The following is a 15954-nucleotide window of genomic DNA, read 5'->3' as shown; positions in this document are numbered from 1 at the left end:
TCGCCGCATTGTGTAAATGGCTATTTTGCTGGCGTTGCCGTTTATGGTAGTTTGTAAACCCAGTAGCCGCCTTGTTGATAGATCAGTTGCGCTACTTCCAGTTCCGTCGGGGCTTTCTTGTCGACAAACGGCAGCATTCTGGCCAGTAGCGTTTGACTGCTCTTTTCATCGCTCAGGAAGAATACTCTGATTTCTTCGTCCGCGACCGATTGCAGGGTGTAGGTGTTGAAGTCGTTTTCCTTCAGTTGCACTTTCATTTGGTTGATCATGCCGTGCATGTTGCCGGTCATCGGGAAGTTCTGAAACGCTACGCCAATTTTGTCCGGGTGCATGAGTCCGACTTTGTATAGGTCGGTGACGTGTACGATGACGTAGGTTTCCCGGTCTGAGCCTACCAGTTCCCGCAGTTGCTTGACGCCTTCTTCCGCAGGGGCTGTCAGGGCTTCGCTGAAGCGTTTGAATTGTGCGCGTTCTTTTTGACTGGCTTTGCTTTCCCAGAATTGGTTTTCATAGGCTTGGATGGCTTCGCTTTGTTCCAGCCAGGGCACCGGTATCATCAGCGGTTCGTTCAGGTGGCTGGTAAAGAGCGTGTCGTTGCCGGTGAGCAGTTTGAGTTGCCGCGAGGTATCCCACCAGGACAGTATCAGGGCGTCTTTCGGCGCGTGTCTTTTGATTACGGCGGCCAGCGCACTGAGTTCCGATGGTTTGCGGTCGAAGTTGTACAGTATTTCGTTGGTGCTGTTCTTCCAGTAGATCAGTACCGGCGCTCCGCCTTCTTGCCGCGCTACCATGAATTCGGCTATCGGTTTGGTTACTCCGTCGGCTTGTACTTTGTATTGGCTGAGCTTCAGTTCCGGCCAGCCTTCCAGGTCCATTTTGCTGAACTTCCGGCTGTCGCCTTCCGCAACCAGTTGATAGTGATAGGGGGCCGGTACCGGTTTGAACCATATATATGTAAACCAGCCCAACAAAAGCAAACCTCCCGTCACCAGGAGGATCCCTAATGACGGGAGTAGCTTGTCTCCCGATCGCACTGCCTTGGCAGTGCGATCTTCTGCGTTAGCGCTTATCAAGCTTCGCTTTGCTTACGTTTGCGCCAGCCTGCCAGAGCCAGTGTTCCGGCCAGCAGCATGCCACCGCCTAAACCGCCCAGCGAGATTTTCTCTGCTGTGCCGTCTAAGTCGAGTAGACTGGTTTTCTTGCTTTCAAGATTCTTAACACGTTCTTGCAGTGCAACCATTTCACGGATGCGGGTGTTTTCGTCTTGAATTTCAACGTAGGCGCGGTTGATCGGCCCCCAGCCTTCGGTGTAAGTCCAGCCGCCCGGGTTGACGTGCGCTAAGCCTACGTGCATTTTAGCCAGGTCGTTTTCATGCATTTCCAGCACTTTCAGCTCGATCGCTGCAGGGCTGTTGCCTTTCGACCAGAACAGTTGGGCAAAGTATGCATAGCCTTCTTTTTCCGGTGCAGGTGGTGCAGGGCGGTTGGTTTTTTGCCCTGTCAATAAGCCTTCCTTGTACAGTTGGTGTACGATAGCGTTGGCTTCTTGGTATTTAGCCAGTCCTTCCAGCGTGCCTCTGTCCATCAGGTCGAGGTAGGAGCGGGCAAAACGTTCCGAGTGGCATTGGGTACAAGTCACGACCCATGAGTCCAGACGTTTTTCCGACCATTCGCTCTTGATGTTTTCAGCAATCCCAGGAACAAACGGATAGTTCGCCCAGCGGATTTTTCTAACCATGTTGTGGCTGTATTCGCCTTCGTATTCCATGTGGCAGCCGGCGCAGGTTGGCGCGCTTTGTCCGCCTACTGCATAGGCGTCTTTTAACGGTGCTTCCCAGTTCCATTGGTTACCCAGCATGCCGACAATCTTGCCGTGCTTGGACATGGAGTAAGCTTCCCAGTTGTTGTGGTCTACGCCGCTGTGACAGGTTGCGCAGGCTTCCGGTCTGCGGGATTCCGCTGCTGAGAATTCGTGACGGGTGTGGCAGGAGTCACATTTGTTTTGGTTGGTGTGGCACATCGAGCAGCCTTCGGCTACTTCGCGTTGCGGCATCGCTGCCCATACCGTGGTTTCCACGTTGGCTTTGTAGTCCAGCGCATGCGATGGACGTCCATCCGGCCATTGGTCGTGCGGCCAGATCATCGTGTCGCGTTCCGATTCACGTTCTGCAAATTCTTGCAGGTGACAGGTACCGCATACGTCCGCCGTCGGCATTCTGATGTCTTTGGTGTGATCGGCTTTTTTCTTCGCGCCAATGTCTACGTGGCAGTCGATACAGCCGACTTCTTTCAGGTTTTCACCTTCAGCCAGTCTGCCCATCGAGCGTAGGTTCTTTTCGATGTCTTCCAGTTTGGCTTTCTTATAAAAAGTAGGATCGCCCGGTTTCAGATTGCGGACTTTGTCCAGGTTCGCATGGCTGCTTCTCTTCCACGCTTGTACCCATACCGGCGATTCGTCGGTGTGGCATTCCACGCATTCTTTACGGCTCGCAACTTCTTTGTTCGTGGTAGGCGATTTGTAAAATGTCGCCGGATCCAGGTAAATTCCATACGGAATCGGTTCCCAATATTGCGCCAGCGTGCCGCGGCCCGCTCCTTGCGCAGGATCCTTGTAACGCTTAACCAGCGCTTCGTGCAATTCCTTCGGCGTTACTTTCTCTCGATCCAGTTTCAACGCTTCATATAATTCGTTCGGTACGCTCGGTATGTTCGCGTGCGCCGCTCCTATCAGCAACCCACCCAACATCGCCGCTACTATCTTCGGCCATAGCTTGCCTTTCATCTCTCTCTCCTTTGGTTTTCCATTCTCTTTTAACCCTTCGCCTTCCTTCTATTCTTATTTTCTCTTACTCTTTATCAATGCAAGTACAACAAATACCACCATACCCCTTCAACACTACTACTACAAACCCAATTTTCCCTTTAACATTGCTTCCATTACCGCATCCAAGACTACTTGCCATTCCAAGGACTGTCAAGGAACTGCAAAGTGTGCATTCTCAAGAATTAAGTTTTAATCTTCTCAGTTTTTATCAAGCTGCCGAAAAAAATCTAGCCATTCATCGCCTTGATAGCAGCTGACAAACGACTTTTATAGCGCGCTGCCTTATTCTTATGAATAATGCCTTTGCCGGCGATTGAATCGACAGTCCTCAAGGAGCTATTAAATACATTTTGAGCCTGCTCTTTATTTCCATAATCTATTGCTTTTCTTACTGATTTAATTGCGGTACGCAATTTAGACCGCAAACTGAAATTATACTCCCTGCGTTTTACCGCCTGCCTCGCACGCTTTCTTGCTTGTGCACTATTCGCCATAAAAATCTCAATCCCTTCAAAGAAAAAGGCTTAAATACTACTTTCTTTTTATCTATATTGCAACCATTGACAAAGCCTAATCTGTAAGAAATCTCAGGGTTGTTTACAGAGAGGTTGATTGAAATAAGCGTTGAGTATTTCATAAGGGGTTGCGTTATACAAACTCTTATGGGGTTTGACGGTGTTGTAGAAGTTAATGAAACGGACAAGTTGAATACGTCGGTCAGCAGTGTCTTTAAAACAGAATTTGTTGTGCCACATGTCCATGAGCGTGCGGATCACGCGCTCAGCTTTCCCGTTGGTTTGAGGACGATTGACACGAGTAAACTTCTGACCGATACCGTGTTGCCTGCAAGCTTTGACAAAAGCATGATCGTCAGTTCCTTTAAATTCCGTGCCGTTATCGGAATAAGTGCAATCGATTTGATAAGGACATTGGGCAACAGTAGCGATGAGAAAGCAAGCGGCGCTGTATTGAGTTTTATCGGGGAAGATATCGGCATATAATTCCCTGGAGAAATCATCGATGGCCACAAACAGGTACTCGCGAGGTTCATTGGCAGACTGTCCTTTCAATAATGGAAGCCGCTTGGTATCGAGGTGAACGAGCTCGCCCGGATAAGATTTGTTATAGCGCTTCGCTTCACGCTTGAGACGTTCCTGGATGGTTTGCTCTACTTTAGCCAAACGTTTGAGGCCATACTGCAGTGTCTTGAAGCGCTGATTGGTACTGCTACGCGGAGTAAATTCCTGGAGTCTGGCTCGTTTCAGTACGTCATAAATCGTTGGCCGGCTGACGTGAAAGTATTCTGCCAGCTGAACTACCTTCCACAGCCGGGTTTGATACAGCCGCCAGATTTCCTGACGATCCAATAATGTTAAACGAGTGCGTTTGTGTATGTTCATCTACAGTATTCTCCTGAATACTGTAAACAACGCTAGAAATTCTTACAACTGAAAAAGTAGCTGAAGTTTTTGACAAGGCGCTAGACCAGCAAACAAGATCTGTTAATCTAAAGCCTTTATAACAAGCCATTGATTACGAACACCAGCAATCAAGCCTATTGATTAACAATATTTTGACATGAAATTAAATACAATACGGGATTTCAAATTTTCAGTAGTTTTTGACATGAAACAGAAATTCTTAGCGCATTGCCTGTATTGTTTAATCATGTCCGCGACAATGACGTGCTGTGTATCCGCAACCGTGACTGCAGTAAACCTCGGATTTTCCAGTAATTTTATTGAAGAATGGCTCTATTCCTGGGGCATCGCTTTCCCGATCGGTTTAGTGGTTTTATTACTGCTTTCCCCCGTGTACCGGCGAGTGGTGGAAATAATAGTTCACTGAAATTTTAGATCAATCTGAGTTAGCAGACTTCGGCTGCCAGACGATCTTGTTTCACGCTATCGAAGAAACACACGGTCTGAGTATTTATCTCAGCAATTTCCCATTCCGCTCATTGAACACATCAGTCACGCCATATAAGCAGTTGTTGATAAAGCATGGCTGGCGCTGCCATCGGAATAATGAATCTAATGAATCAAGTCTATCAGACTGATTGTATGTAAGAATTTCTAGCGTTGTTTACAGTATTCAGGAGAATACTGTAGATGAACATACACAAACGCACTCGTTTAACATTATTGGATCGTCAGGAAATCTGGCGGCTGTATCAAACCCGGCTGTGGAAGGTAGTTCAGCTGGCAGAATACTTTCACGTCAGCCGGCCAACGATTTATGACGTACTGAAACGAGCCAGACTCCAGGAATTTACTCCGCGTAGCAGTACCAATCAGCGCTTCAAGACACTGCAGTATGGCCTCAAACGTTTGGCTAAAGTAGAGCAAACCATCCAGGAACGTCTCAAGCGTGAAGCGAAGCGCTATAACAAATCTTATCCGGGCGAGCTCGTTCACCTCGATACCAAGCGGCTTCCATTATTGAAAGGACAGTCTGCCAATAAACCTCGCGAGTACCTGTTTGTGGCCATCGATGATTTCTCCAGGGAATTGTATGCCGATATCTTCCCGATAAAACCCAGCATAGTGCAGCTTGCTTTCTCACAAGCACTGTTGCTCAATGTCCTTACCAGATCGACTATGCTTATTCTGACAACGGCAAAGAATTTAAAGGAACTGACGGCCATGCTTTTGTCAAAGCTTGCAGGCAGCACGGTATCGGTCAGAAGTTTACCCGTATCAATCGTCCGCAAACCAACGGTAAAGCTGAGCGGGTTATCCGCACCCTGATGGATATGTGGCACAGTAAGATTCACTTTAAAGACAGCGCCGATCGACGCATTCAGCTTCTCCGTTTCATTAACTTCTACAATACCGTTAAGCCTCATAAGAGTTTGAATAATGCTACCCCTTATGAAATACTCTTCGCTTATTTCAATCAACCTCTCTGTAAACAACCCTGAGATTTCTTACAGATTGTACAAATCGATAGCTATCCAATAAGATTCAGATTACAAGCGATTGTCTCATTTGCTTACTTACAAGGGTTGTCACTGAGTAATGATTTTATAAGCGTCAACGAAGCCAAACCTCACTTCAATTCTTGCTCTACGATGCTGCTTGCTTTTTTCGGACTTCTCTCTTCATGCGCAAAGTCAACTGCCATTAGCGCATTACATCTTACCTAGACTGCTTTTGGTCCACATCCACAAAAAAATTGAATTAGAGACAAGAGACGTTTGAGACATTATCATTAGTTCACAATTAGTTACGATGAATTTTGCACGATATTTAAGTAACCGATCGAAGAAAACAAGAGCACAGGAAGAAAAAAATCTATTTCTTAATTGCCTGTAGACATGCCACTGAATTGGAAATCAGGTGGATCAACGAAGGAATGGCCGGACTCTGGAAAATAGCGGAAAGTTACTGGCTCGATTCTCCCGTACTACTAGATGTTTACGCAAAGAAAGAGGATATGCTTGCCGAACTCTATAGGAATTACTGGCCGGAATGAATGACTGATACTCACCCCGGTTTTAGACACACTAACGGTCTAAAAATATACAACAGAAAGAATCTGATATAAGATCAAAAAATATATTGAAATCTGGATTCCTGCCTAGACTTTAAGTATTAGTGAATCAAAAAAGCCCAGTGACTCTTTTTTCGGTATAGTTTTAGGTATAGAAATACTTGATGTAAAATTTAATTATCTAATACTCAGTAACTTATTAAGTACTGATGGTGCCCAGAAGAGGACTCGAACCTCCACACCCGAAGGCACATGGACCTGAACCATGCGCGTCTACCAATTCCGCCATCTGGGCCAAGGACAGCCAGGTCAGGCTGCCGAAGAACGCGTAATTCTATAGGAAATCATTGTTTTGTCAATTAAGAAAAATCATAAACTGCGTAATTTGGATCCTTTTCTCAAACGTGAGAAAGAGCGCTACAAAAGTCCATTACCAAGCCGGGAATATATTCTGCAGATTTTACAGCAACAAGGAATACCGCTTGCTGAGCCGGTATTGCGGAAATTACTGGATATCACAAAAAAAGAAGAAGAGCTGTTCAACCGCCGCTTAACGGCGATGATGCGCGAAGGTCAGATTTTCCGTAACCGCAAAGGCGATATTTGCGTGATGGAAAAACTGGATCTGATCAAAGGCCGGATACAAGGTCACGCGGATGGATTCGGCTTTTTGCTTCCCGATGACGGCAGCCCGGATCTATTTTTGAGCGCTAAAGAAATGAACAAAGCGTTGCACGGCGACCGAGTCGTGGTTCGTGAAATCGGGTTGGACCGGCGCGGCCGGCGCGAAGCCGTCATTGTCGAAGTCCTGGAACACACGAACACGCAACTGGTGGGACGGCTGCATATCGACCACGGTATTTTATTCGTCGTCGCCGAAAACAAGCGTATCAGCCAGGATATTCTGATCGCCAAGGAGCACTCGCTCAAAGCCAAGGCTGGGCAAATTGTCATTGTCGAAATCATCCAGCAACCGAATAAACAAACACAACCGATCGGTAAGATTATCGAGATTCTGGGCGACTACACCGCGCCAGGAATGGAAATTGAAATCGCTTTGCGCAAACACGATTTACCTTACGTGTTCCCTCCCGAAATTGAAAAACTCGCGGCCAAATTTCCCAAGAATGTCCTGAAGAAAGAATTCAAGGGACGTAAAGACATCACGCATTTGCCGCTGGTCACCATCGATGGCGAAACCGCGCGCGATTTCGACGATGCGGTTTATTGCGAGAAAGCGGATGACGGATACCGCTTATATGTGGCGATCGCGGATGTCAGTCACTATGTCAAACCGCGTGACGCGCTTGACCAAGAAGCGCTGGACCGGGGCAATTCCGTGTATTTTCCGCGCCGCGTCATTCCGATGCTGCCCGAAGCACTATCGAACGAGCTGTGTTCGCTCAATCCCGATAAAAACCGCTTGTGTATGGTATGTGAGATAGAGTTCCAGAAAAACGGCGAGATACTGGATTACATTTTTTATCCCGCGGTGATGCGCTCGCATGCACGCCTGACTTACACCACGGTAACGGCGATACTGGAAAAACCCAAAGGAGCCGAAGCTAAGGAACATGCCGCACTGCTGCCACACTTGCAATTGGTCTACAAACTGTTCAAGGCGTTGCTCAAAGCGCGCAAAAAGCGCGGTGCAATCGATTTTGAAACCACCGAAACCCAGATGTTCTTCAACGACCAAGGTAAGATCGAAAAGATTGTGCCGGTGCAGCGCACCGAAGCGCATCGCCTGATCGAAGAATGCATGCTGGCGGCGAATGTCTGCGCTGCAGATTTTCTGCAAAAAAACGGTCAAACTACGTTGTATCGCATTCACGAAAGCCCGGCTGCAGAAAAAATCGAGGCTTTGCGCAATTTTCTGAAGGAATTCGGTATTCAATTAGGTGGCAAGAACAAACCGGGTGCCAAGGATTACGCGCAAACGCTGCTTAAAATCCAAGGCAGACCGGATGCGCAACTATTGCAAACCGTCATGCTCAGATCGTTGCAGCAAGCCATCTACAGCCCGGATCTCACAGGTCATTTCGGACTCGCATATGATGCTTACACCCATTTCACGTCGCCGATCCGGCGCTATCCCGATTTGCTGGTGCACCGCGCGATCAAAGCGGTCTTGCAAGGTGAAACCTACAATCCCGGCGATTGGAACGAATTGGGCCTGCATTGCTCGATGACCGAACGGCGCGCCGATGACGCTACGCGCGATGTCGAATCCTGGCTCAAGTGTTTTTATATGCAGGACAGAATCGGTGAATGCTTTGACGGCGTCATCAGCAGTGTGACCGGATTCGGTCTGTTTGTGGCGCTGGACGGCGTGTACGTCGAAGGGTTGGTACATATTTCCGAATTACCGAGCGATTATTTTCATTTCGATGCCACCAAGCATCTGTTACTCGGCGAACGTAGCGGCAAGCAATATCGCCTCGGCGACCGGTTGCGCGTCAAATTGGTACGCGTCGATCTGGAAACCAGCAAAATCGATTTTGTGTTAGCCGAACCGGATAAAAAACCGGAACGAGCCAAAACCCAAACAAAAACCAGAACAAAAGCCAAAGCTTCGGCCAAAAGCAAGAAATCACATTTATAGGTGATGAATTGCTCTAAAATACGCGCAAAAATCAATCACCCGGCCAAACAGCCGGTTATTTTCCAATCAAGCTCAGGTTAAAACGTGTCCAACACCCGCTTTATCTTCGGTTTTCATGCCGTCACCAGCCGCCTGCGGCAAAATCCGGATAGCATCAAAGAGATTCTGATCGATGCTGCGCGTGACGATCAGCGTGCACGCAATCTCATCCAGCTGGCCGAAAACCGGAAGATCCGCCTGGTTCCATGCGAAAGCGCAAAACTCGCCAGCATGACCGGCAGTGATCGTCATCAAGGCGTTGCGGCCAGTATCGACAGCGCGCGCAGTCATACCGGCATTGACGACATTTTGGATACACTAACCGGCCCGGCACGCCTGCTGGTGCTGGACGGTATTCAGGATCCGCACAATTTGGGCGCCTGTTTGCGCGTCGCCGATGCGTTCGGCGTGCATGCTGTGATCGCACCGAAAGACCGCGCGGTCGGCTTGACGCCAACGGTTTATAAGGTTGCCAGCGGCGCGGCGGATACCGTTCCCTATATCGCCGTCACCAATTTGGCGCGCACTTTGAATCAATTAAAAGAACGTAACATTTGGATATTTGGCACCGCGGAAGATGCGGATTACGATTTGACGCATTTCCCGATCCAGGGCGCTGTTGCCTGGGTGTTGGGTTCAGAAGAAAAAGGACTGCGGCGCCTGACACGCGAGAATTGTGATCAGTTAGTGCGGATTCCCATGCTGGGCAGCGTGGAAAGCTTGAATGTTGCCGTCAGCGCGGGAATTTGTTTGTTTGAAACGCATCGCCAGCAATCTTTGGTCTGAACCGCGCCACCTGATAAAATACCGCTTATATTCTAACAACTGTGATTCTCATCCCGCGCAGCAGCATTGCGTAAAAAATTTCGATACCGCTGATTCCCAACCATGAATTCATCCGCTCATCCACATTTCAAAACCCATTTCGCCGAGCTATTCCGTACCGCCGCCAATGCCATCGCGACGCCGGACGTCGATGTCCGCATTGAATTGACGCGCACCAAGCAAGCCAGTCACGGCGATTATTCGTGCAATCTGGCCATGCAACTGGCCAAGTCGCTGCATAAAAACCCGCGCGAAGTGGCGGATTTATTGATCAATGCCCTGCCCGCCTCGCCTTATCTGGAGAAAGTGGAAATAGCAGGCGCCGGATTTATCAATTTGTTCCTGAAAAATTCCGCGAAACAGCAATGCGTGCATCAGGTGTTGCGAAGCAAAGAAACATTCGGCCACAGTGATTCCGGTCAAGGAAAGAAAATCCAGGTGGAATTCGTTTCGGCCAATCCGACCGGCCCCTTGCATGTCGGTCATGGACGCGGCGCCGCAATCGGCGCCAGCCTGTCGAATGTTCTGACTGCCGCCGGTTTCAACGTATCGCGTGAATTCTACGTGAATGATGCGGGCCGTCAGATGGATATTCTGACGCTTTCTACCTGGTTGCGGTATCTGGAGCTAAACGACATCCACATTCCGTTCCCGCAAAATGCGTATCAGGGAGACTACGTCAAGTCGATGGCTCGCTTGATTCACCAGGCACACGCCGAACGATATGTTCATCATCCGGAGCTCGTGTTGGATGGTTTGCCTGTGAGTGTCATGGAAACAGCCGTGAGTACCGACGAACATCTGGATCGGTTAATTGCCAACGCCAAAAAAATACTCGGCCAGGATTATGCGTATATCCACAATTTTGTGCTGACCGAGCAAATTGGCGATTGCCGCAATGACCTGATGGAATTCGGGGTTGAATTCGACACTTGGTTTTCCGAACAATCGTTATACGATAATGGCTCGGTCGCGCGCACCATCGAATTGCTCAAAGAAAAAAAATACTTATACGAACAAGATGGAGCAATCTGGTTCCGTTCAACCGATTTCGGCGACGAAAAAGACCGGGTGGTGCAGCGGGAAAATGGTCAATTCACTTATTTCGCATCGGACATCGCTTATCACCTGAATAAATTCGAGCGCGGTTTCGATCAAGTCATCAATATCTGGGGCGCGGACCATCACGGCTACATTCCACGCGTGAAAGGCGCATTGCAGGCGCTCGGGCTGGAACCAGCAAAACTGGAAATCGCTCTGGTGCAGTTTGCCGTACTTTACCGCGACGGTAAAAAAGCGCCGATGTCGACCCGCTCCGGTGAATTCGTCACGCTGCGGGAATTGCGCGAGGAAGTCGGCAAAGACGCGGCACGGTTCTTTTATGTGATGCGCAAAAGCGATCAGCATTTGGATTTCGATTTAGACCTGGCGAAGTCGCAAAGCAACGAGAATCCGGTTTATTACGTGCAATATGCCCATGCGCGCGTGCGCAGCGTACTGGCGCAATGGGACGGCGATATTGACGATCTGGTTGAAGCCGGAACAGAAGCATTATCCAGTCCTGCCGAACTGGCTCTGCTGCAGAAACTGATCGATTTTCCCGACACCGTGGAAATGGCCGCGAAGGAATTTTCTCCCCATCTGATCGCCTTCTACTTGAGAGAATTGGCCAGCGAATTCCATAGTTACTATAATTCAACGCGCTTCCTGGTATCCGAAATTCCCCTGCAGCACGCCCGGCTGGCGTTGATCGCCGCTACCCGCCAGGTACTGCATAATGGATTGACCTTACTCGGTGTCAGCGCACCTGATAAAATGTAATTGAATTAATGTAGAAGGATATTCATGAGCCGAGATTATAAAACCCGCAAGCCAGCAAAATCCTCGTCCGAAAAGGGCGGCTCCGCTTTCTTTGGCGGATTTGTCGGTTACGCTTTGGGCATTGCGAGTGCAATCGGCATCTGGTTATATCTTAATTACGCTCCCAGTCCGTTTTTACCTGCAGAGAAAGTAGCCGCTTCAGCGGAAAAAACGCCTCCACAGCCGGTTGCAGAAAAAGCCAAAACAGCGGAAAAGGCCGTACCGGAAGAACCGGTAGCTGTAGCGGAAGAAAAACCCCGGTTTGATTTTTACAAGATCTTGCCAGGTATCGAAGAACCTGAAATCGATCGTGAATTCAAACGTACCACCGAAAAACCAGCGCAACCGCAAATAACCGCGAAAACACCGGAAAATAACAACAAGCCGGTTGAAATTGCGCCGTCACCCGTGGCACCGCAGCCCATTGCTCCGCCCCGCCCCGTTGTGACTCCGGTCACTCCGCCGCCGCAAGTCGCTGCCATCCAGCCGCGCGCGCTTCCGGTCGAACCGAAACAGCCTGTGCAGCAGCAGCAACAGCCGGTAACGCCTCAATCGCAAACCAAAACACCAGCTCCAGCGAAAGAGAAAATTTTTCTCCAAGCAGGGTCATTCAGAAAAAATGACGAAGCGGAAAATATGAAAGCCAGGCTTGCTCTGCTGGGGGTATTTGCATCGGTGCAGGCGATCGATTTGGCTGAGAAAGGCACCTGGTACCGTGTCCGTATCGGGCCATTCAACAACAGAACGGATAGCGATCAAACCAGTGCGTCATTAAGGGAAAATGGCATAGAAACGCAGCCCGTCAAGATACAATAACACTTCATTGCAACGTTTCACTGACGTTTGCCCTGAATCTTCATCACTCATCGCAACCCGTTAAATACTTTTTAAGGAGTCAGCATGAATCGTCAAGCCCTTGCAGTTTTCTTCCTAGTATTCAGTTTTGGTTTAATCAATCCAACCGGTGCAAACGCCGAAATCGTTGAAGGCAAAGATTATACAGTCTTGGCAAAACCGCAGCCGGCTGAGAGCAGCGGCAAAATCGAGGTTCTGGAATTCTTCTGGTACGGCTGCCCGCATTGCTACAGCCTGCATCCGCATCTAAAAAACTGGCTCGCGAATATCCCCGGTGATGTCAGTTTTCAGTATGTACCGGCGATTCTTCGCCCCAATTGGGTGTCAGCTGCAAAAATATTTTATGCCATTGAGGCGCTCGGAATAACCGGTTCGCTGCACGATAAAGTATACGACGCCATTCATCGCGACAAAATTGATCTGAATAATGAATCGGTCTTGTTCGATTGGATTGAGAAACAAGGCATCGACCGGAAGAAATTTGAAAATACCTATCAGTCTTTCGCAGTGCAAAATCAGGTATCGAGATCGACACAAATGTCACGCCAATATCAACTCACCGGTGTTCCGGCATTGGTAATCAACGGCAAATATCTAACCAGCGGCAGAATGGGCAGCACGCCGCAAGATACCATCAAAACCTTGGATGCGCTGCTGGAAAAAGTCCGCAAGGAAAAGTAGCGGCACTTTTGCCTTTTCCCCGATGAAACATCCATAGTGATAAACAGAACAGTGCGGATTTTGGCTGTTTCAAAGGATTGATACAGCCTCCCGCCGGGTCAAAAAAGATTCCCGGCATCACCAGCGGCTATTCCGGCAGACATAGCGTCAGCCAGTATATGAAACACCGCACTGACACTACAGACCCATCATTTTGTACTGGAACAGAAACCAGCTGCGCCATGATCGGAAGATGGCAAGAAAATCTTGCCAACCGGCTCTTTTCATTCAGCAAAAGATTTGCAACAGAATCATTTCAAGAAATATGGCATTCCTTAACCCTATCATCAACTAACCTTTAATTGTGCCGCTAATAAAAACATTATATATATTGATATTAGATATTAATTATCAGATGAAAAATCTGAAGCCAATATCGAAATTTTTTGCGCCACCCAATGGCCATTTTTCTTGAAAAGAATCCAAGATGCGATCAATTCACTCACCCGCTACACCGGAAAACGCACCCAGCTCCCCGAACTCCCCGGTACTAAGAAATTGCAACAGCAAAACAATCAAAGACCGTTTGATCGAGGCGGCTGCCAATGACCCCGATCTCCCCGCCCTTGGCAGCTCCATCGCACGCATCATCCAGTTATCTTCATCCGACGATCAATCCATCCAGCAATTGGCATACTGCGTATTATCGGATGTTTCATTGACGCAAAAAATTCTGCGCTTATCCAATTCTGCTACTTTTAAAACCGCATCCAGCAAAGTCAATGCCAATATCACCAAAGCCATCTTCCTGCTGGGCTTTAATTCCGTCAAAACCTGTGCGCTCGCCATGCTGCTGGTGGATGGTATGTCCGGAAAACGCGCCGAGCTTGTACGCACCGAGTTAATACACGCGCTTGCAGCCAGCATGATCAGCCGTGAATTCGCTAAAAACAGCAATTTTATCGATGTGGAAGAAGCCGCCATCACGGCTTTATTCAAGAATCTTGGACGCTTATTACTCGCGGCTTACGATCATAATCTTTACCAAGAATTGATAACGCTGATCGCGCAAGGCACGCATACGCCGGTGCAAGCATCCATGCAAGCACTGGGTTTTAATCTCGACACCTTGACTGAAACCGTATTGGAAAAATGGAGTATTCCGAGCAGTATTATTCAAGGGCTCAAAAGCAGACCTTTCGGGAATCTAGGTATTGCGAGAGGCAAGCAGGAATGGATGCAGCAAGTAGCCGAATTTAGCGAGAAGGCCGCACCCTTGATCGTAGAGACCGACACGCCGCAAGACCCGGAGCTTAAAAACAAGCTGCTCACGCGCTTCGGAAAAGCGCTTAATCTGGATAAATCCGGATTGGATCAACTGATTATGGATGCCAAACTGGAAACACACTCCTTGTTGATCAATGCAAACTTGCTCGATGTCGATAGAAATCAAAAAATAAACACGGATTCGGCGCCTACGGAATTCACTCTCCCCGTTGATGAAAGCTTACTGGATGAAATGATTATCGATGGCGATGAAATTGAAGATACGCAGGAAATTCAGCGCCACCCCAGCGGCAAGCCCTTTAATGCACCGGCGTTACTATTGACCGGCGTGCAGAATGCCAGCGAAATTATGGCGCCAGGTCATTATAAATTGGATAGTCTGATCATGCTGATCCTGGAAACTTATTATAATAGTCTGGGTTTTCGTTTCATCACACTCTTTCTTAAAGATTCCAAAATGAATCAATACTGCGCACGAGGTTCCCTGGGAGAAAACAGCAGGGAATATCAAAAAATTCTTAACTTCCCCATTGCTTCGTCCACCGATGTCTTTCATTTTGCACTGAGAAGAAATGTAGATCTATTGATTTCCGATGCCGGCGCCCCCAAAATTCGCAGATTGATGCCGCAATGGTATAACGATCTGTTTCCAGACGTACGCAGCTTTATGGTGTTACCCCTCGTAACCAACGATAAGCCCATCGGGTTATTCTATGCCGACCGCAAATCGGCAGCACCGGAAGGAATAACGCAGGAAGAAATCCGCCTGATCAGAACGTTAAAAGGTCAAACATTGACTGCTTTCAATTCAAGATAAAATAATGACTTCACACATGATGGATACAAAATGACGCAAACGACAGGTTGCTTATTTATCATCAGCGCACCATCCGGAGCAGGAAAAACCAGTCTGGTCAGAGCATTATTGCAATCGGATTTAAATCTCAGCTTGTCAATCTCACACACGACCCGCCCGCCGCGCACCGGAGAAATCAATGGTTGTGATTATCATTTTGTCGCTGTAGAAACGTTCAAACAGATGCTCCTCAGAGGCGAATTTATTGAAAGCGCCGAAGTCTACGGAAACTTCTACGGCACCTCGCATCAATGGATCAATCAAGCCATTGCATCCGGGCAGGATATTCTGCTGGAAATCGACTGTCAGGGCGCACGGCAAATACAACAAATTTTTCCTCAAGCGGTCAGTATCTTTATTCTTCCGCCATCCGCCGAAACACTGGCAACGCGCTTAAAATCACGGGCACAGGATAACTCCGACGTTATTCAAAAGAGGCTTGCAGCAGCACGGGAAGAAATCAGCCATATCGCAGAATTCGATTATATTATTATCAACCATCAACTCGATGAAGCGCTTAATGACTTAATTTGCGTCATTAAAGCAGAACGCCTAAAGAAAGAACGTCAAATCGTGAAGCACTACAAACTTATCAATGAACTGTCATGAGCGATTTGCGCACATGATTGACATTATTTCTGGGTCTTT

The 15954-nt window shown here is 48.2% G+C and carries 12 protein-coding genes, 1 tRNA gene and 1 pseudogene; 9 read left to right on the top strand and 5 right to left on the bottom strand.

Annotation, left to right across the window (positions count from 1 at the left end; all coding sequences use genetic code 11):
• Window positions 1-41: 41 nt before the first annotated feature.
• From haoB to HRU77_14690, 4 genes are all read right to left on the bottom strand, one after another.
• On the bottom strand, window positions 42-1073 hold the full coding sequence (haoB, locus tag HRU77_14705) for a hydroxylamine oxidation protein HaoB (protein ID QOJ21818.1): 1032 nt from the start codon (window positions 1071-1073) through the stop codon (window positions 42-44).
• Window positions 1070-2782, bottom strand: a complete 1713-nt coding sequence (locus HRU77_14700) for a hydroxylamine reductase (GenBank protein QOJ21817.1) — start codon at window positions 2780-2782, stop codon at window positions 1070-1072. Before HRU77_14700 ends, haoB begins: the two co-directional genes overlap by 4 nt.
• A gap of 269 nt (window positions 2783-3051) precedes the next feature.
• On the bottom strand, window positions 3052-3318 hold the full coding sequence (rpsT, locus tag HRU77_14695; GenBank protein QOJ21816.1) for a 30S ribosomal protein S20: 267 nt from the start codon (window positions 3316-3318) through the stop codon (window positions 3052-3054).
• Window positions 3319-3411: 93 nt separating this feature from the next.
• A complete protein-coding gene (locus tag HRU77_14690) occupies window positions 3412-4224 on the bottom strand; it encodes a transposase family protein (GenBank protein ID QOJ21815.1) in 813 nt (270 codons plus the stop codon).
• Between the two features lie 226 nt (window positions 4225-4450).
• Here HRU77_14690 and HRU77_14685 point away from each other — a divergent pair, with 226 nt between their 5' ends.
• Both HRU77_14685 and HRU77_14680 read left to right on the top strand, forming a co-directional pair.
• A complete protein-coding gene (locus HRU77_14685; protein QOJ21814.1) occupies window positions 4451-4672 on the top strand; it encodes a DUF2798 domain-containing protein in 222 nt (73 codons plus the stop codon).
• Window positions 4673-4935: 263 nt separating this feature from the next.
• Window positions 4936-5747, top strand: a pseudogene (locus HRU77_14680) (transposase family protein).
• A gap of 782 nt (window positions 5748-6529) precedes the next feature.
• Here the strand turns inward: HRU77_14680 and HRU77_14675 are convergent.
• Window positions 6530-6614 (bottom strand) — tRNA-Leu (locus tag HRU77_14675).
• A 57-nt stretch (window positions 6615-6671) separates the two neighbouring features.
• Between HRU77_14675 and rnr the strand changes: the two genes are divergently transcribed.
• The 7 genes from rnr (at window position 6672) to gmk (ending at window position 15915) form a co-directional block, all read left to right on the top strand.
• Complete coding sequence (gene rnr / locus HRU77_14670) at window positions 6672-8924, top strand: ribonuclease R (protein QOJ21813.1); 2253 nt, start codon at window positions 6672-6674, stop codon at window positions 8922-8924.
• A gap of 84 nt (window positions 8925-9008) precedes the next feature.
• Window positions 9009-9749, top strand: coding sequence for a 23S rRNA (guanosine(2251)-2'-O)-methyltransferase RlmB (gene rlmB / locus HRU77_14665; protein QOJ21812.1), 741 nt, complete (start codon window positions 9009-9011; stop codon window positions 9747-9749).
• Between the two features lie 102 nt (window positions 9750-9851).
• The gene (locus HRU77_14660; protein ID QOJ21811.1) at window positions 9852-11609 is read left to right on the top strand and encodes an arginine--tRNA ligase; all 1758 of its coding nucleotides are present in this window, start codon (window positions 9852-9854) and stop codon (window positions 11607-11609) included.
• Window positions 11610-11633: 24 nt separating this feature from the next.
• On the top strand, window positions 11634-12464 hold the full coding sequence (locus HRU77_14655; protein QOJ21810.1) for an SPOR domain-containing protein: 831 nt from the start codon (window positions 11634-11636) through the stop codon (window positions 12462-12464).
• An 84-nt stretch (window positions 12465-12548) separates the two neighbouring features.
• Window positions 12549-13184, top strand: a complete 636-nt coding sequence (locus tag HRU77_14650; protein ID QOJ21809.1) for a thiol:disulfide interchange protein DsbA/DsbL — start codon at window positions 12549-12551, stop codon at window positions 13182-13184.
• A gap of 466 nt (window positions 13185-13650) precedes the next feature.
• Complete coding sequence (locus tag HRU77_14645; GenBank protein QOJ21808.1) at window positions 13651-15267, top strand: HDOD domain-containing protein; 1617 nt, start codon at window positions 13651-13653, stop codon at window positions 15265-15267.
• A 30-nt stretch (window positions 15268-15297) separates the two neighbouring features.
• Complete coding sequence (gene gmk, locus HRU77_14640; GenBank protein QOJ21807.1) at window positions 15298-15915, top strand: guanylate kinase; 618 nt, start codon at window positions 15298-15300, stop codon at window positions 15913-15915.
• The last annotated feature ends 39 nt before the right edge of the window (window positions 15916-15954 follow it).

Source organism: Gammaproteobacteria bacterium (assembly GCA_015709615.1).
Classification (GTDB): domain Bacteria; phylum Pseudomonadota; class Gammaproteobacteria; order Burkholderiales; family Nitrosomonadaceae; genus Nitrosomonas.
This window is presented reverse-complemented; position numbering and strand designations above follow the sequence as displayed.